General features: G+C 73.6%; 17 protein-coding genes. 6 read left to right on the top strand and 11 right to left on the bottom strand.

Annotated features, from left to right (window positions below; all coding sequences use genetic code 11):
* Positions 1-118: 118 nt before the first annotated feature.
* Entirely contained in the window at positions 119-322 is a 204-nt protein-coding gene (locus ACWCO8_RS07915) for a cold-shock protein (RefSeq protein WP_033201600.1), read from the top strand.
* Between the two features lie 81 nt (positions 323-403).
* Positions 404-1792, top strand: a complete 1389-nt coding sequence (locus tag ACWCO8_RS07910; protein ID WP_451031489.1) for a DEAD/DEAH box helicase — start codon at positions 404-406, stop codon at positions 1790-1792.
* Here ACWCO8_RS07910 and ACWCO8_RS07905 read toward each other — a convergent pair.
* The 3 genes from ACWCO8_RS07905 to ACWCO8_RS07895 form a co-directional block, all read right to left on the bottom strand.
* On the bottom strand, positions 1789-2421 hold the full coding sequence (locus ACWCO8_RS07905) for a hypothetical protein (protein ID WP_451031488.1): 633 nt from the start codon (positions 2419-2421) through the stop codon (positions 1789-1791). The two genes, ACWCO8_RS07910 and ACWCO8_RS07905, sit on opposite strands and share 4 nt — an antisense overlap.
* On the bottom strand, positions 2418-4058 hold the full coding sequence (locus tag ACWCO8_RS07900; RefSeq protein WP_451031487.1) for a serine/threonine-protein kinase: 1641 nt from the start codon (positions 4056-4058) through the stop codon (positions 2418-2420). Before ACWCO8_RS07900 ends, ACWCO8_RS07905 begins: the two co-directional genes overlap by 4 nt.
* A 149-nt stretch (positions 4059-4207) precedes the next feature.
* A complete protein-coding gene (locus ACWCO8_RS07895; RefSeq protein WP_451031486.1) occupies positions 4208-5005 on the bottom strand; it encodes a DeoR/GlpR family DNA-binding transcription regulator in 798 nt (265 codons plus the stop codon).
* 152 nt (positions 5006-5157) lie between these two features.
* On the opposite strand from ACWCO8_RS07895, the gene ACWCO8_RS07890 reads away from it, so the two are divergent.
* On the top strand, positions 5158-6117 hold the full coding sequence (locus tag ACWCO8_RS07890) for an SIS domain-containing protein (RefSeq protein ID WP_451031485.1): 960 nt from the start codon (positions 5158-5160) through the stop codon (positions 6115-6117).
* Complete coding sequence (locus ACWCO8_RS07885) at positions 6117-6971, top strand: class II fructose-bisphosphate aldolase (RefSeq protein WP_451031484.1); 855 nt, start codon at positions 6117-6119, stop codon at positions 6969-6971. Before ACWCO8_RS07890 ends, ACWCO8_RS07885 begins: the two co-directional genes overlap by 1 nt.
* Here the strand turns inward: ACWCO8_RS07885 and ACWCO8_RS07880 are convergent.
* The gene (locus tag ACWCO8_RS07880) at positions 6919-8730 is read right to left on the bottom strand and encodes a VanW family protein (protein ID WP_451031483.1); all 1812 of its coding nucleotides are present in this window, start codon (positions 8728-8730) and stop codon (positions 6919-6921) included. The two genes, ACWCO8_RS07885 and ACWCO8_RS07880, sit on opposite strands and share 53 nt — an antisense overlap.
* A gap of 200 nt (positions 8731-8930) precedes the next feature.
* Between ACWCO8_RS07880 and ACWCO8_RS07875 the strand changes: the two genes are divergently transcribed.
* Both ACWCO8_RS07875 and ACWCO8_RS07870 read left to right on the top strand, forming a co-directional pair.
* Positions 8931-13508, top strand: a complete 4578-nt coding sequence (locus ACWCO8_RS07875) for an aminotransferase class I/II-fold pyridoxal phosphate-dependent enzyme (protein WP_451031482.1) — start codon at positions 8931-8933, stop codon at positions 13506-13508.
* Positions 13505-14269, top strand: a complete 765-nt coding sequence (locus ACWCO8_RS07870) for a class I SAM-dependent methyltransferase (protein ID WP_451031481.1) — start codon at positions 13505-13507, stop codon at positions 14267-14269. The genes ACWCO8_RS07875 and ACWCO8_RS07870 overlap by 4 nt, the downstream gene beginning before the upstream one ends.
* Here ACWCO8_RS07870 and ACWCO8_RS07865 read toward each other — a convergent pair.
* The 7 genes from ACWCO8_RS07865 to ACWCO8_RS07835 all read right to left on the bottom strand — a co-directional run bounded on the left by ACWCO8_RS07865 (position 14260) and on the right by ACWCO8_RS07835 (position 24999).
* Positions 14260-15558 carry a beta-galactosidase gene (locus ACWCO8_RS07865; protein ID WP_451031480.1) on the bottom strand — a complete coding sequence of 433 codons (1299 nt, stop codon included), beginning with the start codon at positions 15556-15558 and terminating at the stop codon, positions 14260-14262. The two genes, ACWCO8_RS07870 and ACWCO8_RS07865, sit on opposite strands and share 10 nt — an antisense overlap.
* On the bottom strand, positions 15555-16652 hold the full coding sequence (locus tag ACWCO8_RS07860) for a glycosyltransferase family 4 protein (protein WP_451031479.1): 1098 nt from the start codon (positions 16650-16652) through the stop codon (positions 15555-15557). The genes ACWCO8_RS07865 and ACWCO8_RS07860 overlap by 4 nt, the downstream gene beginning before the upstream one ends.
* Complete coding sequence (locus ACWCO8_RS07855; RefSeq protein ID WP_451031478.1) at positions 16649-18160, bottom strand: ArnT family glycosyltransferase; 1512 nt, start codon at positions 18158-18160, stop codon at positions 16649-16651. Before ACWCO8_RS07855 ends, ACWCO8_RS07860 begins: the two co-directional genes overlap by 4 nt.
* A 149-nt stretch (positions 18161-18309) precedes the next feature.
* Complete coding sequence (locus ACWCO8_RS07850; RefSeq protein WP_451031477.1) at positions 18310-19149, bottom strand: PIG-L deacetylase family protein; 840 nt, start codon at positions 19147-19149, stop codon at positions 18310-18312.
* Positions 19131-20894 (bottom strand): glycosyltransferase family 4 protein, encoded by a 1764-nt coding sequence (locus ACWCO8_RS07845; RefSeq protein ID WP_451031476.1) that lies wholly within the window; start codon positions 20892-20894, stop codon positions 19131-19133. Before ACWCO8_RS07845 ends, ACWCO8_RS07850 begins: the two co-directional genes overlap by 19 nt.
* Positions 20891-23551 carry a lipopolysaccharide biosynthesis protein gene (locus tag ACWCO8_RS07840; protein ID WP_451031475.1) on the bottom strand — a complete coding sequence of 887 codons (2661 nt, stop codon included), beginning with the start codon at positions 23549-23551 and terminating at the stop codon, positions 20891-20893. Before ACWCO8_RS07840 ends, ACWCO8_RS07845 begins: the two co-directional genes overlap by 4 nt.
* Positions 23548-24999 (bottom strand): glycosyltransferase family 4 protein, encoded by a 1452-nt coding sequence (locus tag ACWCO8_RS07835; RefSeq protein WP_451031474.1) that lies wholly within the window; start codon positions 24997-24999, stop codon positions 23548-23550. The genes ACWCO8_RS07840 and ACWCO8_RS07835 overlap by 4 nt, the downstream gene beginning before the upstream one ends.
* Between the last annotated feature and the right edge of the window lies 1 nt (position 25000).

Here is a 25000-nt window from a genome sequence, read left to right as displayed (position 1 = left end):
TCCATTTCGTCGGGCACTTTTTGTATTTTCGGTGCTGTTTCCGGACGGGGCAATCATCGCGGCGACGCCGGGATTCGCACAGTGCGGACCTCGGGTAGTGCCTCGAAGGAGATATGACATGGCTACTGGCACCGTGAAGTGGTTCAACTCGGAAAAGGGCTTCGGCTTCATCGAGCAGGAGGGTGGCGGCCCGGACGTGTTCGCCCACTACTCCAACATCGCGACCTCGGGCTTCCGTGAGCTTCAGGAGGGCCAGAAGGTGACCTTCGACGTCACCCAGGGTCAGAAGGGCCCGCAGGCGGAGAACATCCTCCCCGCCTGACGCCGAGCCTTCAGACGCAGCTGGGGTCCCCACCCACCAGGTGAGGACCCCAGCTCGTCGCATTTTCGGACGAGGTCTCTCATGAACGAATTCGCATCGCCGGCCGCCCACACCCCCGCGCTTCCCCCGGTCGCCGCCTTCGACGAGCTGGATCTGCCCGTCGCGGTACGGGAGCTGCTCACCGAGCTCGGTGTCGACACGCCCTTCCCCATCCAGGCCGCGACCCTGCCGAACGCCCTCGCGGGACGTGACGTCCTCGGGCGCGGGCGCACCGGATCGGGCAAGACCCTCGCCTTCGGCCTGCCGCTGCTCGTGCGCCTGGCCGGCCGCCGCGCCGAGGCGCGCAAGCCGCGCGCCCTGATCCTCGTCCCCACCCGTGAGTTGGCCCAGCAGGTCACCGACGCCCTGACGCCGTACGCCGGCGTCCTGAAGCTGCGCCTGGCCACCGTCGTCGGAGGCCTCTCCATAGGCCGGCAGGCCGCCGCGCTGCGCGAGGGCGCCGAGGTCGTCGTCGCGACGCCGGGCCGCCTGAACGACCTCGTGGCGCGCAAGGACATCCGCCTTGAGCGGGTGGAGATCACCGTTCTGGACGAGGCCGACCAGATGGCCGACCTGGGCTTCCTGGACCAGGTGACGGAGGTGCTCGACCTCGTCCACTCCGACGGCCAGCGGATGCTGTTCTCCGCCACCCTCGACCACAACGTCGACCAGCTGGTCGAGCGCTATCTGCACGACCCCGTCACGCACTCGGTCGACCCCTCGGCCGCCACCGTCACCAATATGGAGCACCACGTCCTCCAGGTGCACGGCGCCGACAAGTACGCCACGGCCACGGAGATCGCCGCCCGGGACGGGCGCGTGATCATGTTCCTGGACACCAAGGCCTCCGTCGACCGCTTCACCGCCCATCTGCGCGGCAGCGGCGTCCGCGCCGAGGCGCTGCACGGCGGCAAGTCGCAGCCGCTGCGCAACCGGACCCTGGAGCGTTTCAGGAGCGGTGAGATCACCGTCCTCGTCGCCACCAACGTGGCCGCGCGCGGCATCCACGTCGACCAGGTGGACCTCGTCGTCAACGTCGACCCGCCCGCCGACCACAAGGACTACCTGCACCGGGGCGGCCGGACCGCCCGCGCGGGCGAGTCCGGCAGCGTCGTCACCCTGGTCGTACCGGACCAGCGCAAGGACGTCGTCCGGCTCATGGCCGACGCGGGGATCCGGGTCCGGGTGACCCAGGTCCGTTCCGGCGAGGCCGAGTTGAGCCGGATCACCGGCGCCAGGAAGCCGTCCGGCGTCCCCGTCGAGGGCAGCGCGCCGAGCACCGAACGCGCCAAGCGCGGCGGCGCGGCCTTCCGGGGGATCGGCACGGTCCCGGGGAAGCCCGGCCGCGCCAAGAACGAGTCCCGTCGTTCCGCCGAGGCCCGCAAGACCGCCGAGGCCCGTCAGGCCGCCCGGATCCGCAAGGGCCGCTAGGGCGTAGAGCCTGTCGCGGCCTCACCGCAGCGGTACGTGAAGTGGGTCTCGGCGGTGTGCCGCGTGGGGGAGACGACGACGAGCCGGGCCGTCGCCCGGTGTTCGCCGGGGCCGTGGAAGGTCCAGAGCAGATGCAGGCGTGCCTGCGTCTGGTGCCGGGCGAGCCGTTCCGTCAGCAGCCCGGACGCGGTGCCGTCGCTCCGCTCCCAGCGGTACGTGACGGTGCCCGGCCGCCCGTCGGTCTCCAGGACGGCCACGACGTCGGCGGTGCCGTCGCAGCCGGGCGGCCGTGCGGGGGCGGCCACGGTAACGCCGCGTACCGCGACTTCGGGCCCGAGCCGCTGCCAGGCCAGAAAGGCCAGGACGGCCAGCAGGACCACGGCGGGCAGCGCGTAGCGGCGCAGTGTCCTGCGGCGGCGCGGCAGGGTCTCGGGCGGAGCCGCGTGCCAGAGCTGCGCGGTGGTCGGTCCGCCGGCCGGGCGATGGCCGAGCGCGGCGGTGACCCCGGGCCCGAAGCGGAGGACCTCGCCCTCCACCCGGTCCGGCGGCACGTCCCGCGCCGGTCCTTCGAACCAGTGACTGCCGAGGACCGTGGCGCTGTAGTCGTCGTTCGTGTCGCGATCGCTCATGAGATCGTGCACCGCCTGGTGAGGATCTGTCGGGTGGAACCGCCGCTCGCGGCGGCCGGGGCCGTGGTCGCCCGGACGCCCCAGTAGCAGCCGCCGCCCCGGAAGGCGTGCGTCAGCGTGATCGTGTACCGCGTCGCCCCGCTCCGCTCCACGCGCACGGAGCCGTCGGACACCTCGCCCTTGCCGTCGGTCGTGAACCAGGAGAGGTCGAGAACCACGGGTCCTGTCCCGTCCGCCACGACCTCGAACGTGGCCTCGGCCGTGCTCGAGCCCGTCTGACGCAGCCCCGTGACGGCGACCGACTTCACGCCGACCGGACGCGTCGTGGGCGGGGTGGTCGGGGGCGTGGTGGGCGGGGTGGTCGGAGGTGTGGTCGGAGGGTCCGTCGTCGGCAGGGTGGCCGTCGGGGTGAGCGTGGGCGTGGGCACCAGTGTGGGCACGAGCGTCGGCGTCGTCGGCGGAGCGCTCGACGGGGTCGCCTCCTCGGACGCCGAAGGCGTGGCCTCGGGAGACGGCGTGCTCGTGGGCGAGGCGGCCGTCGGGGACACCGAGGCGGTCGGCAGTGTGCTCGTCGTGGCGAAGGACTCCGCCGTCGAACCGCCGCCTCCGTCGTCACCGGCCCGGGCGGCGACGGCCGCCAGGAGGGCGAGGATCAGCGCCGTCAGTCCGGCCGGGACGACGAGCTCCGGCCACAGCCGGCGTCCGCGCCCCGCGGGCCGGGGCAGGGTGGTCGTGGCCAGAGCGGTCGTGCCCGTGGCCGGCTCACCGCCGGAGGAGGGGAAGAGCAGCGGGAGGAGAGCGGTCAGCGCGGCGAGCCTGCCCCGCCCGCGCTCCTCCCAGTCCTGGCCGTACGCGGCCGTGGCGACCGATTCGAGCTCCGCCACGAAGGCCGTCGCGTGCTCGGGGCGCTGCCCCGGGACCTTCGCCAGTCCGCGCCGGATCAGCGGACGCAGCGGTTCCGGGACCTCGGCGTCCGGTACGGGCGCGTCGAGGTGCTGGAGCGCCAGCTCGGCGATGTTCTGTCCGGTGAACGGCTTGCGGCCGGTCAGGCACTCGAAGAACGTCGCGGTCGCCGCGTACACGTCGGCGGCCGGTGACGCGGGCTCGCCGTTCCACTGCTCGGGCGCCATGTACGCGGGGGTGCCCGCCACCCCCGGCTTGCTGCCGTGGTCCGTGGCGATGCCGAAGTCCACGAGCGAGGACGTGCCGTCGGCCGCGACCAGGACGTTCTCCGGCTTGTAGTCCCGGTGCACGACTCCCGCCCGGTGGGCGGCGGCCAGGCCGAGGAGCGAGCCCTTGAGCACCACGAGAGCTGCCTCGGGGCCGGTGGCGCCCTCCCTGGCGAGCAGCGCGCGCAGGGCGATCCCGTCGACCAGTTCCATGACGATCGCCGCGCCCCGCGGCGACTCCACGTACTCGTAGAGCCGGACCACGTGCGGCGTGTCGAGTGCGGCGAGCAGCCGTGCCTCCGCGCGGAACCCCCGGACGAACGCGGCGTCCGTGCGCAGGCGTTCGCCGAGGTACTTCACGGCGACCGGTACACCGGTCGCGTCGTGGACGGCCAGCACCACTCGCCCGCCGGCGCCCGCCCCCAGTTCACGGGACTCCGTGTAGCCGGGTACCACCCATGCGTTCATACCGCCCCCAGTCCCCCAGTCCCCTGTCCCCGGTCCCCCTCAACGGGGACAGATTCCGGCCACGACCGGTTCCCGGCAAGAGCGCGCGCGTGGGGTACGGGCGGCGCGTGGACGTGCGGCGAGTGTACGGCCCCTTTGTCGGCGCCCTGTCAGACGGTGACGACCTCGACGCCCGCGTCGGTCAGCCGGCGCACCGCGTCGCCGGGCATCGCCGCGTCGGTGACCAGGACGTCGACGCGGTCGAGGCCGCAGATCCGGGCGAAGGCGCGGCGGCCCATCTTCGAGGAGTCGGTGACCACGACGACCCGGCTCGCCCGTTCCGCGAACAGCCGGCTGATCCCGGCCTCGTCCTCGTGGTGCGCCATGATCCCGAGGTCCGGGTCGATGCCGTCGACGCCGAGGACGACGACGTCGAGGACGACCTCGTTGAGGACCCCGGCGGCCAGCGGGCCGACCAGCTCGTACGTCTGCCGGGCCACCCCGCCCGACACCACGATCTTGATCTGCGGGCGCACGGCCAGCTCGCCGGCGATGTTGAGCGCGTTGGTCACCACGGTCAGCGCGGGCGCGGTCGGCGCGCCGGGGGACTCGGTCCTGCCGCCGCCGAAGCGCAGCGCGAGCGCGCGGGCCACCTCCGTCGTGGTCGTCCCGCCGTTGAGGCCCACCACCTCGCCCTCGTGGACGAGTTCGGCGACGGCCGCGGCGATGCGCTGCTTCTCCGAGGCGTGCCGGGAGGACTTGTAGCGCAGCGGCAGCTCGTAGGAGACGCCGTGCGGGACGGCCCCGCCGCGGGTGCGGACCAGGAGGCGCTGCTCGGCGAGTTCGTCCAGGTCCCGGCGGATCGTGGCGGGGGAGACGTCGAGGGTGCCCGCGGCCTCCTCGACCTCCAGCCTGCCGGTCGCGGCGAGCAGTTCGAGGAGCGTGTTCCACCGCTCGTGCTTCGACATGATCGCGATTTTAGCGCCGCGCGGCCGCCGTGGGCCCTGGACCGTACGCCCCGGCTGATGGATACTACGCACCGTAGCTGTTGCTCGAAGATGCTCGAAAATAATCTGTTACGAGCAAGACTGAGCATCCTGTGTCTGTGAAGGAGCCGCACGTGCCCATCCCGGGACCCTCCCGCACCGCCGCCGAAATCGCCTCCCAGCCGGCCTCCTGGCGCCGCGCCGCCGAGACCCTGCCCCAGCACCGCGCGGCGCTCCCGGTGCGCGGCGAGCGCGTCGCCGTCGTCGGCTGCGGCACCTCCTGGTTCATCGCCCAGGCCTACGCCCAGCTCCGGGAGACCGGGGGCCACGGCGAGACCGACGCCTTCGCCGCCTCCGAGTTCCCGCTCGGCCGCCGCTACGACCGGGTCCTCGCGATCACCCGCTCCGGCACCACGACCGAGGTCCTCGACCTGCTCCGCCGCGTCCAGGGGACCGTCGCCACCGGCGCCCTCACCGCCGACCCCGCGACCCCGGTCATGACGGCCGCCGACGCCGTCGCCGTCCTCGACTTCGCCGACGAGGAGTCGGTGGTGCAGACCCGCTTCGCCACCACCGCCCTCGCCCTGCTCCGCGCCCACCTGGAGGCCGAGGACGCCCTCCCGGCCGGGGTCCGTACCGTCGAGCGGGCCGCCAAGGACGCCGAGCGCGCCGTCGCCGAACCCCTCGGCGCCGCGGTCACCGGCGCGGAGCAGTACACCTTCCTCGGCGCCGGCTGGACCTACGGACTCGCCCTCGAAGCCGGTCTGAAGATGCGGGAGGCGGCGGGCGCCTGGACCGAGGGTTACCCCGCCATGGAGTACCGCCACGGCCCCATCAGCATCACCGCCCCCGGCCGCGTCGCCTGGTCCTTCGGCCCGGTCCCCGCCGGCCTCGCCGACGACGTCGCCCGCGTCGGCGGCACCCTTGTCGCCGACTCCGGCGACACCGACGCCGAACTCGACCCGATGGCCGACCTGATCCGCGTCCAGCGGCTCGCCGTCCTGCTCGCCGAGGCCCAGGGCCAGGACCCCGACCGGCCCCGGAACCTCACCCGGTCCGTCGTGCTCGCCCCCGCCGGGACGGAGGAGAGCTGATGCCCCTCACCCCCACCGGCGAGATCGTCCTCGGCGCCCGCGAACGCGGGGCGGGCACCGGAGCGTTCAACGTCATCCAGATCGAGCACGCGCAGGCCATCGTCGCCGGCGCCGAGGCCGCCGGGCTGCCCGTCATCCTCCAGATCAGCGAGAACACCGTCCGCTACCACGGCTCCCTGGAGCCCATCGGACTCGCCACCCTCGCCATCGCCCGCCGCGCCGCTGTCCCGGTCGCCGTCCACCTCGACCACGCCGAGTCGCCCGAACTCGTCCACGAGGCGGTCGCCCTGGGCTTCCCGTCCGTCATGTTCGACGCGTCGACCCTCCCGTACGAGGAGAACGTCGCCGCCACCCGCGCGATGACGGAGCACTGCCACCGCCACGAGGTCTGGCTGGAGGCCGAACTCGGCGAGGTGGGCGGCAAGGACGGCGCCCACGCGCCCGGCGTGCGCACCGACCCGGCCGAGGCGCGCGCGTTCGTCGAGGCCACCGGCGTCGACGCGCTCGCCGTCGCCGTCGGGAGCTCCCACGCGATGCTCACCCGGGACGCCGTCCTCGACCTCGCGCTCATCGCCAGGCTCCGCGAGACCGTGGACGTCCCCCTGGTGCTGCACGGCTCCTCGGGCGTCCCGGACGAGGACCTCGGCCGGGCCGTGCACGCCGGCATGGCGAAGGTGAACGTCGCCACCCACCTCAACAAGGCGTTCACCGGCGCCGTCCGGACCCACCTGGGGGAGAACGCCTCGACCGTCGACCCGCGCCGCTACCTCGGCCCGGCGCGCACCGCCGTCGCCGAGGCGGTCACCCACCTTCTTCAGGTGCTGGCGGCGGAGGCTCCGCTGGTTCGCACGTGACGCGGTCGCGCGGGGTGTAGTGCGTACGGAAGGTCTCCCGGCCGACCTCCGCCCCGCCGTCGCGGAACACCCGGTCCACGGTGATGTCGAAGCCCTCCAGCGGCGGCTGCGGCTCGCACTTGGGACCGGTGCCGGTCCGCTCGGCGGGCTCCGTGAGGTTGGTGCGGGGCCCTTCCACCGCCTCCACCGCGTCGTACTTCTTCGTGCCGAGGAAGCTGATGGTCACCGAGGAGTCCGTCGCGGTCGCCTTGATGTAGATCCAGGCGTCCGAGTTGTTGCGGAACTTCAGGTCGAGCGTGCCCCAGGCCACCGTGGCCTCCCGGCCCGGCGGGTACCGCTCGATGTAGAAGGAGTGCGCGCCGTACTCCACCGGCTTCACCCCGGCGAAGAAGATGGCGTTGAAGACCGTGGTCGCGACGGCGGACACCCCGCCGCCGGGCGCCGAGTGGTACTGGCCGTCCAGGATCATCGTGCCGTCGACGAATCCGTTGGCCTTGGTGCGTTCGCCGACGGTCCGGTTGAAGCTCCAGACCTCGCCCGGCTTCACCAGGGAGCCGTTGATGAGCTCGACCGCCCGGCCGATGTTGATCGTCCGGTAGGGCGCGGTGGGGAAGTTGACCGTGAACGTCGACATCTGCTCCTTGATGCCCATCTTCGCCACCGACTCCCGGGTCAGCACCGGCTGGATCAGCTCGGTCGCCACGGGGCCGGTCCGCGCGGCGTCCCCGCGCTTCGGCAGCAGGGGCATGACCGCGTCGCCGAGGGCCTTCGCGGTCACCTCGTGGCCCGGCCTGCCGTCCGAGAGGACCACCACCTTGCCGTTCTCCACGCCGAGGCGCGCCTCCACCGGGCCGGTCGCGACCGCGTCGAGCGGGCGGGCCACCGCCGGGTCGCGGAGCAGGCCCTTCTCGTCGAGGGTGGGGACGAGCCGGCCCTGGTCGTCCGCCTTCACGGTCAGATGGGCGCCGAGCGTGGTCGGCGTGATCCGCACGCTCTCGCCGTCGACGGTGAGCGTGACAGGACCCGACATCGCGGGCGTCCCGAAGGTGTTGAGGAAGCCGGCCGTCTCGGCCTCGCCGACCTTCGGCGGGGAGACGGCGGTCGGCAGGGTCACCGGGTTCTCGCCCTCGGGCTCCGGGTAGTTGGCGCGCAGGGTGTCCACCGAGCCGTCGACGTCCATCTTCTGGCCGTCCCTGGCCTGGACGGTGACCGCCTGGCCGTTCTTGAAGGAGACGGCGCCGTCCACGGTCGTACGGTCGTAGGTGCGGGCCGTCTCGACCATCGCCGCCTTGGCCTTGGTCTCGTCGAAGTCGACGACGGGTTCGATGTCCCGCTCGTCGGAGGAGAACAGCCGCCCGATCACGGTGACCGGATCGCGCGCAGGGTCGGCCGCCTTGTCGACGGTCTTCGCCACGTCGACGCTCAGTCCGGCCGTGGCGGGATCGACGGTGCCGGTGCTCCCGCCGATCCGCACCGGTATCGGCGCGGTCCAGGACGCCGGCGCCGCCGCCGTCAGCCTGGCGCGGGCCTCCTCGCGGCTCATGCCGCCGATGTCCACGCCGTCCACCCGGGTGCCCTCGGATATCTCGTCCCCGGTGGCGATCAGCCCTGCCGCGTACAGTCCGCCGGCGGCCAGGAGGGCCACTCCGGCCGCGATCACCGCGAGCCGTACGCGCCGACCACGAGAGGACGACGGCGTCGCGTCGTCCTCGTTCCCGGGGGCGGGGCCCCTGGAGCCACCGTTCCTGGAGTCGCGCACACAACCTCCCGTGGCGGTCGAGGTACCCGAGATCCTTCCGCGACGTTACGCCGTGTGGGTGTGGAGCGCATGTCGTAAAGCCCTGACCTGCGCCGACGCGGCGAAAGGTGCACCACTGGTGCGATGTGCGGAGAATGGGGAGGAACAGGGTCCGTTCCGTTCCGCCACCGGGCTCCGACCTGGCAAGGGGGCGGTCGACGATGCCGCTGCGACAGCAGAACCGGGTGCCCTACCGGCCCGGAACGCTGAAGAGCTGGACCCTGGTCTATGTGGTGGTCGTGACGGGGCTCACGGCCGCCTATCTCACGTATCCCGAGTGGCACACCCTGCTGTGGGCGCTGATCGGGCTCGGCGGGGTCGCCGCGATCCTCACGGGCGTGCACCTCCACAAGCCGGCGAGACGCTGGCCCTGGCTCGTGCTCGCGGGCGCCAACTTCACCTTCGTCGCGGGCGATACGGCGTACAACCTCCTGGAGAGCCTGTTCGACCAGACCAACCCCTTTCCCTCGGTGGCCGACGCGCTCTATCTGGCGACGTACCCGCTGTTCGCCATCGGGCTCTTCGGGTTCATCCGCTACCGCGCCGCCTCGCGCGACCTCGCCGTGGCGCTCGACGCCCTGATCCTCACCTCAGGACTCGCCCTGCTCTCCTGGGTGTACCTGATCACCCCGCTCGCCAAGTCGCCCGACATGACGTGGATCGAGAAGGCGATCTCGATCGCGTATCCGCTCGGCGACGTCCTGATGCTCGCCATGCTCGCCCGCCTCCTGGTCCCCGGCGGGCTGAAGTCCCGTGCCGTACAGCTGCTCACCGTCGGCACGTGCGGCATCCTCGCCTCCGACGTCATCTACGGCACGCTCCAACTGCGGGGCACCTGGCAGGTGGGCACCGGCTGGGACATCGGATGGGTGCTCTTCTTCACCGCCTGGGGCCTCGCGGCCCTGCACCCCTCCATGACCGGCCTGACCGAGCGGGCCCCCGAGCCCTCGACCGTCGTCGTCGAACGGCGCCTCGCGATGCTGGCCGCGGCCTCGCTCGTCGCGCCCGTCCTGCTGCTCTACCAGTCCCTGCGCAACGACCGTGAACAGGACATCGCCGTCATCGCGGTCTTCTCCGCGATCATGTTCCTCCTGGTCCTCACCCGGCTCTGGGGCATGATGGCCGAGCACCGCAACGCCGAGGCCCGCGAGCGCAGTCTGCGCGTGGCCGCCGCCTCGCTGGTGGCCTCGCTGAGCCCGCGCGAGGTCGCCAGCGCCGTCGAGGTGGCCGCCGCGACCCTCGTCGGCCCGGGCACCCCGCACAAGACGATGCTCCTCGCCCGCGACCGCCGACGGCTCCTGTACGCCGTCCCGACCGGGCACCTGCCGTGGAACTTCCGGGGCACCGAACTCACCGGCCCCCAGGGCGTCAGCTGGCCCGAACTCCTCGCGCAGGGCAGCAGGGTCGTCGCCACCGACGAGCTCGACCCCACCGTCGCGCACGCCCTCGGCCCGCTCTCGCACGCCCTGCTGTCCCCGCTCGCCCTCCAACAGCCCGCGGCCGGGGAATCCCTGCTCGGCGTCCTGCTGCTCGCCGCGCCCGAGAAGAAACTCCGCGCGATCGCCGGACCCGCCCAGTCCCTGGCCTCCCAGGCCGCGCTCGCCCTGGAGCGGTTCGGGCTCAGCGAGGAGGTCAACCGCCGTACCAGCGAGGCGTACTTCCGCACCCTCGTGCACAACACCTCCGACGTCATCCTGATCGTCGACGACGACGACACCGTGCGGTACGCCAGCCCCTCGGCCGAGTCCATGTTCGGCCACTCGCTGCTGCCCGGCACCCCCCTCACCGAGCTTCTCGCGCCCGGCGACGCCACCGGCGCGCTGCGGATCCTGGCGGGCGTCCGCTCACGCGGCGACGGGGACGCCCGGGACGACTGGAAGCTGCGCCGGGGCGAGGCCACCGACCTGCACGTCGAGGTCCGGTGCAGCAACCTCCGCAACGAACAGACCGTCCACGGTCTCGTCCTCACCCTGCGGGACGTCACCGAGCAGCGGAAACTGGAGCGCGAGCTGACCCACCGCGCGTTCCACGACTCCCTGACCGGACTGCCCAACCGCGTCCTGCTCCTCGAACGGATCGAGCGGGCCCTGCTGCGCGGCCGCCGTGAATCCACCCTGACCTGCATGCTCTTCGTCGACCTCGACGACTTCAAGGTCGTCAACGACACCATGGGGCACTCCGTCGGCGACGAACTCCTCGTCGCCGTCGCCCGCAGGCTCTCCTCGGTCCTCCGGCTCAGCGACACGGCGGCCCGGCTCGGCGGCGACGAGTTCGCCGTACTCATCGAGGGGGCCAAGGAACCCGGGGACGCCGAGGCGCTCGCCGCACAGATCGTGCACACCCTCAGCCAGCCGTTCCACCTCACCGACGGCGCCGTCTCCGTCTCGACCAGCGTCGGGGTCGCCACGGTCCTCGACAGCGCCCACGCCGAGGAACTCCTCGGCCACGCCGACCTCGCGCTCTACGCGGCCAAGGCCGCGGGCAAGAAGCGCTGGCGGCGGTTCCGGCCCGAACTGCACTCCCGGCTCGTCGCCCGGCACGAACTCCAGGAGGGCATGGACACGGCCATCGCCGACCACGCCTTCGCCCTGCGCTACCAGCCCATCGTGGAGGTCGCCGGCGGGGCCGTCGCCGGCTTCGAGGCGCTGATCCGCTGGCCGCACGCCCGCCGGGGCATGGTCCCGCCCGACCAGTTCATCACCCTGGCCGAGGAGAGCGGGCACATCATGCCGCTCGGCGCCTGGGTCCTGGAACACGCGGCGCTCGAGGTCGCCCGCTGGCAGCGCGCCCGGCCAGGGCGGCAGCCGCCGCTGCGCGCCAACGTCAACGTGTCGGCCCGGCAGTTCCGCGACCCGGGCCTCCTCGACGACGTGCGCCGCACGCTGAGCTCCTCCGGACTCGCGCCGGGCTCCCTGGTCCTCGAACTCACCGAGACCGTGCTGATGCGCAAGGACGAGCAGATCCGCACCACCATGCGGGCCCTGCGCGACCTGGGCGTCTCCCTCGCCATCGACGACTTCGGCACCGGATTCTCCTCGCTCAGCTATCTCCGCGAGTTCCCCATCGACGTGCTCAAGGTCGACAAGTCGTTCATCGACGACATCACCACCGACCGGCAGCAGGTGGCGCTGGTCGAGGGCATCGTCCGGATCGCCGAGGTCCTCGGCCTCGACGTCGTCGCCGAGGGCATCGAGCACGAGGAGCAGCGCGAACTCCTCGCCGCCATGGGCTGCCAGTACGGACAGGGCTTCCTGTTCGCCCGGCCGATGACCGCCCATCAGGCGGAGTCGTTCCTGCGCCGCACGTCTTCGAGCACCACCGCGGTACGGCCGGCGGCGCAGCAGCCGAAGCGGCGCACCACGGCGGGCACCACACCGAGCACACTGACCACGCCGGGCACGCAGGGTCCGCCGGCGCGGCCGGCGGCGTCACCGGCCGTGGCCCGGCGCCAGGGCCAGGGCAGGGGCCCCGCGCGGCGCGACCCCCGGTGGCTCGACCTGGAACGCCTGAAGCGGACCAGCCCGATGTGCGACGCCGTCATCGACGAGATCGACGGCCGCAAGCTCCGCGTCGAGGACCAGTGGCTCGTCGACTTCGCCTCCTGCAACTACCTCGGCTTCGACCTCGACCCGGAGATCATCGCGTCGATCGACCCCCAGGTCAGGAACTGGGGAACCCACCCCAGCTGGTCGCGGCTCATCGGCAGCCCCCGGCTCTACCCCCTCATCGAGGAGCGGCTGACCGAACTGCTCGGCGCGCCCGACACCCTGCTGCTGCCGACCATCACCCTCATCCACCAGTCGGTGATCCCGCTGCTCGCCGGCACCGGACGCGTCTACGTCGAGGCCCAGGCCCACCGCACCGTGTACGACGCGTGCGTGGTGGCGCGCGGGCAGGGCGCCACGGTGCAGCGCTTCCACGCCGACAGCCCCTGGGAGCTGGACGTGCAGCTGCGGTCACTCCCCGGCGACGTCACCCGCCTGGTCTGCATGGACGGCGTCAACAGCATGACCGGCAACTTCCCCGACCTGCGCGAGATCGCCCGGATCTGCCGGGAGAACGGCGCCCTGCTGTACGTCGACGACGCGCACGGCTTCGGCGTGATCGGCCAGCGCGAGCCCGGCGAGACCTCCCCGTGGGGCGCGCGCGGCAACAGCATCGTCCGCCACCTGGGCGAGAGTTACGAGGGTGTGGTGATGGTCGGCGGCTTCTCCAAGGCGTACTCCTCGCTGCTCGCCTTCCTCGCCCTGCCGAGGGCGCTGAAGGACCACCTGAAGGTCGCGGCGGCGCCCTACCTCTACTCCGGGCCCTCCCCGACGGCCTCGCTCGCGACCGCCCTCGCCGGGCTCGACGTCAACGCCGTGCGCGGCGACGCGATCCGGGCCGACCTCCACCGCAAGACCACGCGGATCCTCGACCATGTACGCGCCCTGGACATCGACACCCCCAACATCGACGGGCTGCCGATCATCGAGATCCCGCTCGCCGAGGCCCAGGACCTCGAAGCCGTGGCCGCGTTCCTGTGGCAACGGGGCATCTACGTCACGCTGGCCAGCTACCCGCTCGTCCCGCGCAACCGGGTGGGCTTCCGGATCCAGGTGACCGCGGCCAACACCGACGAGGAGATCGACCAGCTCAACGCGGCGCTGACCGAACTCTCGCACCGCTTCGGCCTGCAGCGGTACGAGGACCCGCACCCCGGTGGCGTCGCCGCCGGCCGGCCGCCGGAGCCCCGATGAACCGGGCCGCGCCGATCCGGGCGCCCCGCCGCAACCGCGACGCGGACTGGAACGCCTGGCCCGTCGCCGACTACCTCGCCGAGAACTACCGGCTCCTGCACCCCGTCGACATCGGCGTCATCCACCACCACTCGGCCTTCTACCGGCGGTTCGCGCCCGACAGCGTCGCCCGTTCCCTGGAGTTCGGCGCGGGACCCAACCTGTACCCGCTGATGCTGGCCGCCGCGGCGTGCCGGCGCATCGACGCGCTCGAACCCAGCACGGCCAGCGTCCGCTACCTCCGCGGCCAGCTGGAGCGGGGCCCCGACGACAGCTGGCAGCCCTTCTACACGCTCTGCCGCGCCCTCGACCCCGCCCTGCCCGCCACACCCGCCGAGGCGCTGGCGCGGGTGCGGATCGTGCCCGGCGACGCCGACGACCTCCAGCCCGGCAGCTACGACCTGGCCTCGATGAACTTCGTCGCCGAGAGCGTCACCGAGGACTTCGTCGAGGTCGCCGCCCTGTGCGGGGTCTTCGTCGGCTCGGTGCGGCCCGGCGGCCATCTCGTCGCCGCCTTCATGGAACGCATGCCCACCTACCGCATCGGCACCGGGCCCCGCTGGCCCGCCTGCCCGGTGGACGAGGGCGCGCTCCGGTCCGTCTTCGAGCCCCTCACCGAGGAGTTGCGGATCACCCGGGTGGCGAAGGACCGCACCCTGCCGGAGTACGGCGACACCGGCGTCCTGCTGCTGACCGCCCGCCGCGCCGGGCGTCACACATGACGGCGGATCATCGCCGCGTACTCCTCGAGGGACGAGCCCGGTGTCCCGTCGTACAGGTTCCTGTCGAAGGCCCACATCAGCCCTTCCAGGCCGCAGGACGTCAGCTGCCGGGCGGCCGTCTCCATCACCCCGGGGTGGTACGCCGCCACCTGGGGCCCCGCGCTCTCCCCGGCGAGCCGGGTGAAGCCCTCGGCGCGCGCCACGGCCACCACCCAGCGGGTGGACGACCAGGTCCGTACGGTCGCTTCGTCCGGCGCGTGGACGTTCACGGAGGCGTCAGTGGGCGCGCAGGCGTTGTCCCGGGGCGTGCCCGTCCCGTCGACAAGGGCGGTCGACACCAGGACCACGTCGTCCTGCCGGTGGATCATCCCGATCGTCTCGAAGAACGCGACCCCGCGCCCGACGAGCCGCCCCGCGTCCGTCGGCCCCAGGTGGGAGGCGATCGCCGCCCGCTGGTCGGCGGGCAGGTGACCGGCCCCGGGGATCAGCACCTTCAGCGGACCGTCGTGGCCGAGCTCCGTGTACAGCCCGATCTGCCAGTTGACGGCGTCGGCCAGGGAGGTGAGGTACCAGTGGTACCAGAGCCCCACCTGCCGCTCGGTGAACTCCTCGCCCCGGTAGGTGCTCTCGCCGGGCCGCCATCCGGGGAACGGGTTCTGCGGGACCGTGGCCGGACGGTCGGGGTCGGGGGCCGTGGACTGGGCGTTGTCGTCGTACGCCCAGAACTCGCCCTCGGCGCGGTCCGCGGAGACGGGGGAGGGGTAGCCGAACTCGCCGGACTCGTCGACCCCGATCCGCAGCGCCCAGAAGTCCTCCAGGCCGATCCGCTCCTTCACCTCCTTCACGTACTGCTCGGCCTGGTCGCGGACGACCGTGCTGAAGACGAGGTTCGCGGTCTTCGGCGACCGCTCGCCGTACTGGTTGACGTACACCGCCCACGGATAGGTCTCCGCGAGCCAGGCCGGCGGATGGTTCAGGCCGAGCCCGGCCTCGATCCGCAGCCCCGCGTCACGGAACGCGCGGATCCGGTCCTTGACCCCCTCCGCGTACGCGTCGTCGAACTGGTCCCTGCGCGGTTCGAACCGGTCCCAGTCGATCTCCAGGTGGGCGACCCTGATGCCGTGTTCGTACTCGTGGCGGGCCTCGTCCTCGTGGGTCTGCAGGGTGCCGAACCAGTACGCGTCCGGCTCCCCGCCCCCGTCGTGGCGCAGAATCCCGACCGTCGCCAGGACCAGGACCAGGACGGCGAGCAGGCCGAGGACCGTGCGGCGGCGCCCGCGCGGCCTCATGCCAGCAACTCCCGGTACAGGGCCGCGTACTGGGCCGCGAACCGCTCGGGGCCGAAGGACTCCTCCACGATCGCCCGGCCCCGTTCCGCGAGCATGTCCCAGACCCGGGGCTGTTCGAGCAGCCAGAGCAGCTGCTGCCCGGTCCTGCGGGCGTCACCGGCCGGCGCCCGCAGCACCGCGTCCCCCAGGTCGGCGAACTGCGGCAGGTCGCTGAGGATCGCGGGCCGCCCGGAGGCCAGCGCCTGCAGGACCGTGAACGGGATGTCCGCCTTGCCGCCGATCACCGGCGGCGGGAAGAGCAGCACGTGCGCCGAGGCCAGCAGGGCGTGCATGTTCTCGACATAGCCCCGTACCTCGACGTCGGTGAGGCCCACCGCTCCGGCCAGCTCGCGCAGTTCGTCCCCGAGGGCGGCCGTGTTCTGCCCGGGCCGCCCGCGCATGGCGAGGACGAGACGGAACCGGGCCCCGGCCCGTGCCGCCTCCGCCGCCGCCTCCACGGCGATCGCGGCGCCGCCGTGGGGATCGTGGTGACCGACGAAGAGGACCACCGGCACCCCCTCGGGGCGCGGCAGGCACGGCCACCGCCCGAGCGGGATCATCGGAAGGATCACCCGTACGTCGCCGAAGTCCGCCGCGCGCAGCCGCCGGGCCATCGACTCGGTCAGGGCCACGGTCGTCCCCAGGGGCCGGGTCCTGGCCAGGAGCCGGGAGTCCATCACCCCGGGCACGCTGTGCACGACGGGCCGCGCCCCCAGCATCAGGGGGCGCAGCCAGGAGAACGCCGGAAACGTCCGCCCGATCGTCAGGAACGCGTGCACGAGGTCGGCGCGGCGGGCCGCGACGGCCCCGGCGAGCGCCGCCTGCAAACGGACCGGCGCGTGCGGGGCGCCGTCGCCGGACCACAGGGCGATCGCCCGGCCGACGGGCGGCGGCGGACGGCCCCGGCGTCCGGGCCACTGGGAGAACCAGAGGAACTCGAAGTCGGGCAGCGCCCCGAGGACGTCCCGCGCGAGGGCCACGTCCGATCCGTCCGCGCCGTCCAGCGGGCTGCTGGTCAGGAGCAGGACGCGCGGGGGTCGCGCGCTCACCGTCATCGTCCGATCCCCTCGGGCGCCGGACGGGCCCCGTCCGGCAGCGGGATCCGGTAGAGGGCCAGCGTCCCGTACATCTCGCCCTCGAAGGAGAACAGCAGCTGCCCCCGCTCGGTGAGCCGCTCGACCTCGGCCAGGCTCGTGTTGCCGTACCCCTGCTCGATCACCTTCCAGGGGACGATCACGTACTGGACGCGCTCATAGGCCCGCTCCTCCTCCGACACCCAGTGGTCGAGCCGGTACAGGTCGTTGAGGGCGTAGTGGGAGACGCCCCGGCTCGTGCCGCCGTCGACGGTGGCGATGGTGGTGCCGCGCGGCAGATGCTGGGTCACATAGGCCCGCAGCTGTACGAACCCGTCGTCCGCCCGGCCGCGGTCCTTCGCGTACACGGCGGCGGGACCGAGGATCGCGCAGGCCAGGAACGCGGCGGAGAGGCCGGCCGCGACGGCGGCGCGGCGGGTCACGGCGTGCCGGGCCGGAAGCGGCAGGGTGACCGCGAGGGCCACCAGGTTCGGCACGAACAGCAGGTAGAGCGCCTGCTCCTCCAGCGTCCCGAGGGCGAAGGCGTAGAGCAGGGTGAGGACCGCCGAGGCATGGAAGAGGGCGAGCAGCCGGTGGACGCCGTCCCTGCGCCGCAGCAGCAGGTAGAGCGCCAGGGGGGTGAGCAGGAGCATCGCGTACGTCGGCGCGTACTCCGGGAGTTGCGCGGTCAGCCGGCCCATCAGGGAGGGCGCACCGGGTGCGTTGAAGCCGGTCTCCTGCTCGATGCCGAGGAGCCGCTGCAGTCCGTGCGTCTTCGCGTACCAGAAGTCGTCGAAGTGTCCGAAGGCCCTGACCAGCGTCAGGTACACCGTGTACGGCACGACGGCCGTGGCGAAGGTGAGCGCCGTGAACCGGCGCGGCGGCCCCCAGTTCACGGCGAACGCGACGAGCAGCGGCAGAAGGGTGATCAGTGCCGAGTGGTCCTTCGTCAAGATCGCGAGCCCGAAGAGAAGACCGGCCGCGACCGCCCGCGCGCGCGGCCGGCGCGGTGGGGCGTCGCGGGCGAGCGGGATCAGGACCAGGTAGCCGGCGAGGACCCAGACCATCGTCTCGGTCTCCAGGAGCGCCCGGTCGTTCTGCCGGATGCAGAACTGGTCCACGGCGAAGACGAGTCCGGCGATCAGACCGGCCCCGCGCGACCTGACCCGGGCGACGAGCAGGACGAGCAGCGCCGCCGTCACACCGGCGAGCAGCGCGTTGAGCACCCGGACGTCGTGCACCTGCGTGAGGACGTCGCCGCCGTCCGTCCCGAACAGCCGCGTCCAGCCCGCCTGGAGGTAGAAGAACCCCGGCGGATGCAGGAAGAACAGCCCTTCTTCGGTACGGGGGAAGCCGCCCGCGCCCGCGCTCCTGCCCAGCTCCGTGTAGATCAGCTCGTCCACGAACACGTCACCCGAGCGGTCGACGGCCACGAGCCGGAGCGTCGCGGTGACCACCGCGGCCAGGGCCGCGAGGGCGAGCGTGGGCACGGTCCACCCCGCGAGGCGGGGCTTCTCCCCGCGCTGCCGTGTGGGGCGGGGAGGCGGGGCGGCGTCGCGAGGCGGCCCCGGCGGGACCTGAGGCATCGGCGGGAACGGCGGCCTCGGGGGGGCTGGCGGTCCGGTCGTACGGGAGAGCGTCATGACCCGCCTCCCGTCCGGTGCGCCGGCGCGGCGCGCACGTCCTCGGCCAGCAGATAGACCTCGGGCGCGAGCGGGATGGCCCCCTCCGGGAACAGGGCGTCCGCCTGGGTGCGGTACCCGCGGATCAACTCCTGCTTCTCGGCCAGACCCTCCTCCCAGGCGCACGTGACGAAGTCGTGGCGCGCGGTGAACGCGGGGTCGGGCCGGTGCCGCTGGTTGTACGGGAAGTCGCTGTAGTAGGCCACCCGTTGCCCGCTGCGCTCCGCCGCCGTACGGACCAGGACGTGGTCGGCGTGGCCGCCGACTCCCTGCGGCGCGAGCACCAGGCCCCGGCCCGGCGGCAGCAGCGCGGCGATCACCTGGGTGGCCGCGTTCAGGGTCTTCGCGTCGTGGCGGGAGACCCGGCCGCGCGACAGATGGAGCCGGTACGTGGGGTAGACGTGGTCGATCTCCGGCAGCCGCCCCGCCAGGCCGCCCACGTGTGGCGAGCGGCCGCTCCGACGCCGGAACAGACCGTCCACCAGACCGAGGTGACTCCACGCGACGCCCAGCTCCGCCATGACGGCCCGGTCCTCGTCCTGCCGGGCCGCGTACAGCTCCTCGGCGTCGGTGGCCCCGGTCTGCCGCAGGTACTGCCGGCCGGACAGGGTGTACGGCGGCGGCGCGGCCTCCGTGAAGAAGGACACGACCGTGACCGGGGCCCGCTCGCGCGCGTGCAGCAGCAGCGCGCCGCACGACAGCACCGCGTCGTCGAGGTGCGGGGACAGCGCGATCAGTGGCTGTCCGGCGTCGATCCCCGCCTCCATCGCCCGGGAGGTCAGTGGCTGGTCGGCCATGGCGCACCCCTCCTGTCCCTCCGCGGCCGCCGCCCGGCGGCCGGAGTGTCGATCAGACGGCGCGTCAGGGCCAGATACCGGCCCGTCATCTCCTCCCAGGTGTAGCGCTGGGCCGCGTGCCCCGCGCGCCGGCCGAGCGCGCGGCGCGCCGCCTCGTCGGAGGCCAGCATCCGCATCCGGTCACCCAGCGCGGCCACGTCGAACGGCGGGACGGCGACATCGCCGCCGTCGCTCATCCACCGCAGCGCGGGCAGATCGAAGTGGAGGACCGGTTTCCCGTACGACATGGCCTCCAGCGCCACCAGGCCGAAGGTCTCGTGGCGCGACGGCATGACCAGGAAGGCGCTGTCGCGCAGCAGGTCGCGCTTGATCTCCTCCCCGGCGAACCCCACCCAGCGGACGCTGCCCGGGTGCGCGGCGAGCAGCGCCGCCAGCTTGCGTTCCTCGGCCTGTGTGCCGCTGCCGGCAAGCACCAGCGGCAGCGGGGGACGGCCCCGGCGGTAGGCCTCGACGAGCAGGTCGATCCCCTTGGCCCAGGTGTCGATCCGGCCGAGGAAGAGGATGTGGTCCCCGCCGCCGAGCCGGGCGTCGTCGATCTGCCGTTGCTGGACTCCGTTGGCGATCACCTGCACGTCGGCCCGGGGGCTGAGCCGCCGGACGGCGGACGCGTCGGCCTCGTTCATCACCACGATGTGCCGGTAGCAGCGCAGCCCGAGCCGCTCCACCAGGAAGAACGGGATGTGGTAGCGGCGCCACAGCGCCTCGGCGCTGCGGCCCTGGTCGACGCCGACGACCGGGGCGCGGGTGAACAGCGGCAGGAAGCTCGTCGAGAACGGCGGGGTGAAGCTCTCCAGCCAGACGTCGTGCGGCAGCCTGCGGGCCAGAACCGGGAGCAGGGTCAGGAAGACGAGCTGTCCGGCGCGCGGACCGGCCCGGCGGACCGGCAGGTAGACGTAGCGGATCCCGTCCCGCGACCGGCTGCCGCCGTGCTTCCCGGCCGTCACCACGGTCACGTCGAAGTCGTCGGCGAGGCGCCGGGCGACCTTCTCCACCACCAGGGCCCCACCGCCCCGGTAGTCGGGGTTGCCCGCGTCGTCGAAGATCGAGACGACGACCCGCCTGCGCGCCGTCGGGGGCGGCCCGTCCCCGATGTCCGGCAGGCGCCGCCTCCGTACGGTGTCCAGGACGCGCTCGGAGGCGTCGGCTGCGACCCGGGACGGCGCACGCTCGCCGTCGAGGCGGACCACGCGGGGCAGGCGCGCGGCCCAGGCGCGGTAGCGCGCCCCCTCGAGGACCGGCGAGCGGGCCGTCCCCTCCCGGTCGGGCCCGCGCAGGGCCGTGGTCGGGGAGCTCTCCACCAGCAGGGTCAGGTCGTGGCGGCGGGCGAGCCGGACGAAGGGCCCCGAGGCGCCGCCGCCCGGCGGGAGGCCGAACGCGACGAGCCCGTCGAGCGGCCCACGGTCCGTCAGGACGACCGCCGGGCGCCCCAGGGCTCGTACCGCCAGCGCACGCCGTGCGGCGGACGTCCGTACGGTCAGTTCGCCCGCGTGGACCAGCGCGTGGGCACGGCCCGCCCAGGGGCCCCGGCGCGCCGACCCGCGGCAGAGGAAGCAACCGCGGTCGTCGAGGGTCGTCACCGCGAAGCCGCGCTCCCGCAGCAGCCGCGCGAGCCGCGGAACCAGCGCGGACGTGCTCGCGCCCGCGGGTCCGGAGACCGCGACCAGGAGGGGCCTCGACGTGTTCATGAGGGGTCCCTCCGCAGTCGCTCGGTGAGAGTGAGCGGGACGCGCACGGCGACCTCGCGGGCGGCCGCGCCCGCCCGCCCGCGGGTCAGCAGGTGTCCGGCGTGCCCGGCGCCGGTACGGAGCGAGGTGGTGACGGGCAGCGGCAGCGGGAGCCTGACGTGCGCGCCGTGGTCGAGGCGCGCGATCGCCTCCATCGCGAGGGCCAGGGCCTGCCCGCCGCCGGCGAACCAGCCCTCGCGGGCGGCCTGGGTACGGGCCTCGGCCAGCACCTCGGGCGCCAGGAGCTCGCGCAGCGCGAGGAGTTCGGAGAGATCGAGCGAGAGGTCGCGGAACAGCACGTGGGCCAGCCTGATCCTCAGCCGGTCGGCCGGGCAGGGGACGAACCAGGCGCGGCCGTCGCGGTCGGGCACGGCGTGGGCGAAGAGCCGGTCGGCGGCGATGACCGGGACGCCGAACCAGGACACCGAGGTGCGCAGATGGGCGCAGGGGCCGCCGGGCGGCTCCGGGAGCACGGTGGCGGACCGTTCGGGCCAGTATGCCGGGCGGCGCGCGTACCAGCCGTCGAGCGCCGTCCGCGCGGCCTTCCAGCGGTCGGCGGGGACGACCAGGTCGAAGGCGCCGTCCACGTGGTCGCCGCCCGGGTCGTCGTCGACGAGCACGGTGGGGACTCCGGCGTCGCCGAGCCGCTCCGTCGAGACGACGAGGTTGTGCCGGAAGAGCCGGGTCGCGTCGGTCACCGCGTCGGCGGTCGCGGCCAGTTGACCGGGGTAGGCCCGCGCGAGTCGGCCCTCGACCCGGTTGCGGCGGGCGGCGGCCAGCGCGGCGCGCAGCTCCTCGTCCGGCGCGGGCGGCGGGTCGCCCCGCCAGACGGCGTCGGTGAGCAGCCGGAGCGCCCGCTCGTCGGGGTCGGGGTTCCGCGTCTGCCGGGCGTCCGGGCGGTACGGCTCCGGGGGCTTCGGGTACGGAGCCCGGTCCGGCACACCGGGTTCCGTACCGCCCCGCCCGGTCTTGTGAGGGGTCCCGTCCGGGTGGCCGGCGCCCGGAAGGTCGTCGATCGGGTCGGTGGAGTTCCCGCCTGGCGGGTCCGTGTCGGGAGGGTCCGCGTCGGGAGGGTCCCCGCCCCGGGGGCCCTCGTCGGGCGGTTCGTGCGCGACGGGATCGCCGCGCCGGCGGAAGAAGCGCCAGAGCGCCACGGCCGAGGTGAGCACGGCGGCGATCAACCAGGCGACGGCATGGGGCCGGAGGGCCACCAGCACCCCGGCGAGGAGCAGCGGCGGCAGCAGGGCGCGGAGCACGGCGGCGCGCGGAACGGTGCGCGGGGAGCCGGCCGGCCCGGCGGCCCGCCTGCGGGCCGCCTCGCGGACGAGCAGGACGCCCAGAGCGGCCACCGTCCCGCACATCCCGCCGATCGCCATCCCCAGCACACCGCCGGCCACCCACCCGGTCGTCAGGCCGGTCACGTAACAGACCAGGCCGACGAGGAGCGGACGCAGAGTCGCGTAGTCGTTCACCGCCTGCGAGAAGGTCACCAGGAGAGACAGCGCGCCGAGCGCGAGACCGGCGACCGCCGTGCACGCCATCAGCGTGCTCATCCTCGTGTAGTCGTCGGGGAAGACGGTGGTGAGCACGGCGCCCGGTGCCGTGGCCGCGACCACGGCCAACGGCAGGGCCACCGTGAGGTACATGCCCATCGCGCGGGAGGCGAGCGGCGTCCCGGCCCGCCGCCGGGAGAGCGCCGGCAGGAACGCGATGGAGACGGCCCCGGCGAGGAACAGGGGGACGCGGCCCAGCATCACGGCGGCCTGGTAACTCGCCGCGTCGGCACGGTCGGTGGGCAGCATCGCCACCAGGACGACGTCGAGCGCGGCCATCAGCGCGATGGCGCCCTGCAGGGACGCGACACCGACGGCGCGCCGCCACAGCTCCCGGTTGGCGGTCGCCGCGAGCCACGGCCGCCGGCCCGGGCTGCGGTAGCGGTGCGGAAGGAAGAGCGTGAACGGCGCCACGGCGATGCCGAAGGCCGCCAGGGCGCCCGCCTCGCCCAGATCGAGCGCCGACACGAGGAAGAGACCGATGCCGAGCTTCAGGACGGCCTCGACGACGGTGAGCGACGCCAGGGTCCTCAGCCGCTCGGTGCCTTGGAGCCAGCCGACGCAGATCCGGGTCACGTAGATGAGCAGGGTGCTGGCCCCGATGACCAGCGTGGTGACGAGCCCGGCGAACTCGGTGGCCACGGCGCCCACGACGACGGCGGCCAGGACACCGCCCGCGACGGCCGTCACCACGGCGAACCGGATCGCCTCCCCGCGCTCGGCGTCCGACCGGGCCCGGGCCAGGGCCTGCGCCAGCATCCACGGGACGGTGACCACGGCGATCGCCGCGGTGCACACGATCAGCCCCTGACCGGCGGCGAACGTGGCGTACGAGCCGACGTCGAGCAGCCGTGTGAGCGCGATCGCGTACACGTAATTGACCACCCCGACGGTGACGGCGGCGGTGGCGATCCACCGCGCCCCGTGCACCGCCGTGACCTCGTCCGGGGCAGGGACGTCGACCCCCGTCGGGTCGACCTCGACCGCACGGGGAGCCGCCGCACGGGCGTCGACCGTGTGCGGGTCGGCCGTGCGGGCGGCGGTGTCGGGGCCGGTGGTCGTCATGGCGTGACGCCTCCGGGACCGGTCGCGGTGGTCCCCCGGGGAGGGCTCGCCGTGCCGACGAGCACGTCCCGGCCGCCGGCGAGCGTGACGGTCGCCTCGCGCACGTCGAGCCTCCTCAGGGCCTCCAGCGCCCGCACCTCGTCGCAGCCGTGCAGGATCAGCCGGAAGCCGTCTCCGTCGCGGCTCCACACGTCCGTTCCGCGCAGCGTGCGCCGCAGCGCCCGCTCCGTGGCGTCGGCGTCCCGCGCGGTGAAGCGCGTGACGACCGCGAGGTCGCTCGCCGTGCGTCGCGAGCGCCGGTGCCGGTGGATCCGCTGGAGGTCTTCGAGGACCACCCGTGCGAGGCGTTCGGCGCTCGCGTCCCAGGAGAACGCGGCGGCCCAGGAGCGGCAGCGGGTGGCCATGGACGTACGGGCCTCCGGCCGCGCCAGCTCGTCCAGGGCCGCGCCGACCCCGTCGGCGAGATCGGCCGAGGACGGCAGCAGCCAGCCGTTGACCCCGGGCTTGATCGCGTCGCGCAGCCCGGGCACGTCGTAGGCGAGGGCGGGCGTGCCCTCGGCGTTCGCCTCGATCACGGTGAGGCCCCAGCCCTCGGCGACGGACGGCACGACCGTGAGCCACGCGCGGCCGAAGAGTTCGCTCTTGCGCTCCTCCGAGACGTGCCCGTGCAGGACGACGGCGGAGCCGACGCCGAGTTCCTCGGCGAGCGCCCCGAGCCGCTCCCGTTCGGGCCCGTCGCCGCAGATGTCGACCCGGAGGTCCGGGGTTCTCCGCAGCAGCGCGGGCACGGCCCGGACCAGCAGGTCCACCCGCTTCTGCGGCATCAGCCGGCTGACGACCGTGATCGCGGGGGTCGCGCTGCGCGGCCCGCCGGGAGCCTCGGACACGGCGTGCGGGCTGCCGTTGGGCACGATGTGGAGGGGGTTGCCGAAGCCGAGTTCGCGCCGGGCCCCTTCCCGCGTCGACGGCGAGACCACGACCATCGGCCGCCCCCGGTACACCCGCCGGCTCACCTGCTTCTCCAGGAACCTGCCGACGGTGTTGAGGGGCCAGTCGAAGCGGACGTCGAACTGGTCCTGGTGGATGTGGTGGATGACGCAGATGTCGGCGGTCCAGCGCGGAGTGAACAGCGGTGAGAAGAACGGGATCCCGTTCTGGAAGTCGACCACCGCGTCGTACGCGTGACGGTTCCCAAGGAGGTGCCGGGCGGCCGCCGCGTACACGCCGAACGTGCCGCCGGCGCGCACGATCCGGATGCCGTCGCGGTACTCGTGCGCCGGGGCGCCGGGGCAGCGGGCCGAGACGAGCGTGAGGTGCGCACCGGATGCCGCGAACCGCCGGGCGATCTCCCAGCAGTACGCCTCGGCACCACCGGCGTCGGGGTGCGCGGGGTCGCGCCAGTTCAGGAACGCGATGTCGGTACGGGCGAGTTGGTCGAGTGCGGTCATC

The sequence above is a fragment of the Streptomyces sp. NPDC001927 genome (assembly GCF_053594455.1).
Note: the sequence above shows the minus strand (reverse complement) of the source record. Positions and strands in the feature narration are given on the sequence as shown.

Coding starts and splice junctions, on each gene's coding strand:
- ACWCO8_RS07900 (WP_451031487.1), bottom strand. CDS start 4,058: ATGAACGCATGGGTGGTACCCGGCTACACGGAGTCCCGTGAACTGGGG.
- ACWCO8_RS07840 (WP_451031475.1), bottom strand. CDS start 23,551: ATGACGACCACCGGCCCCGACACCGCCGCCCGCACGGCCGACCCGCAC.
- ACWCO8_RS07870 (WP_451031481.1), top strand. CDS start 13,505: ATGAACCGGGCCGCGCCGATCCGGGCGCCCCGCCGCAACCGCGACGCG.
- ACWCO8_RS07875 (WP_451031482.1), top strand. CDS start 8,931: ATGCCGCTGCGACAGCAGAACCGGGTGCCCTACCGGCCCGGAACGCTG.
- ACWCO8_RS07835 (WP_451031474.1), bottom strand. CDS start 24,999: ATGACCGCACTCGACCAACTCGCCCGTACCGACATCGCGTTCCTGAAC.
- ACWCO8_RS07915 (WP_033201600.1), top strand. CDS start 119: ATGGCTACTGGCACCGTGAAGTGGTTCAACTCGGAAAAGGGCTTCGGC.
- ACWCO8_RS07885 (WP_451031484.1), top strand. CDS start 6,117: ATGCCCCTCACCCCCACCGGCGAGATCGTCCTCGGCGCCCGCGAACGC.
- ACWCO8_RS07845 (WP_451031476.1), bottom strand. CDS start 20,894: ATGAACACGTCGAGGCCCCTCCTGGTCGCGGTCTCCGGACCCGCGGGC.
- ACWCO8_RS07910 (WP_451031489.1), top strand. CDS start 404: ATGAACGAATTCGCATCGCCGGCCGCCCACACCCCCGCGCTTCCCCCG.
- ACWCO8_RS07850 (WP_451031477.1), bottom strand. CDS start 19,149: ATGGCCGACCAGCCACTGACCTCCCGGGCGATGGAGGCGGGGATCGAC.
- ACWCO8_RS07865 (WP_451031480.1), bottom strand. CDS start 15,558: ATGAGGCCGCGCGGGCGCCGCCGCACGGTCCTCGGCCTGCTCGCCGTC.
- ACWCO8_RS07860 (WP_451031479.1), bottom strand. CDS start 16,652: ATGACGGTGAGCGCGCGACCCCCGCGCGTCCTGCTCCTGACCAGCAGC.
- ACWCO8_RS07905 (WP_451031488.1), bottom strand. CDS start 2,421: ATGAGCGATCGCGACACGAACGACGACTACAGCGCCACGGTCCTCGGC.
- ACWCO8_RS07895 (WP_451031486.1), bottom strand. CDS start 5,005: ATGTCGAAGCACGAGCGGTGGAACACGCTCCTCGAACTGCTCGCCGCG.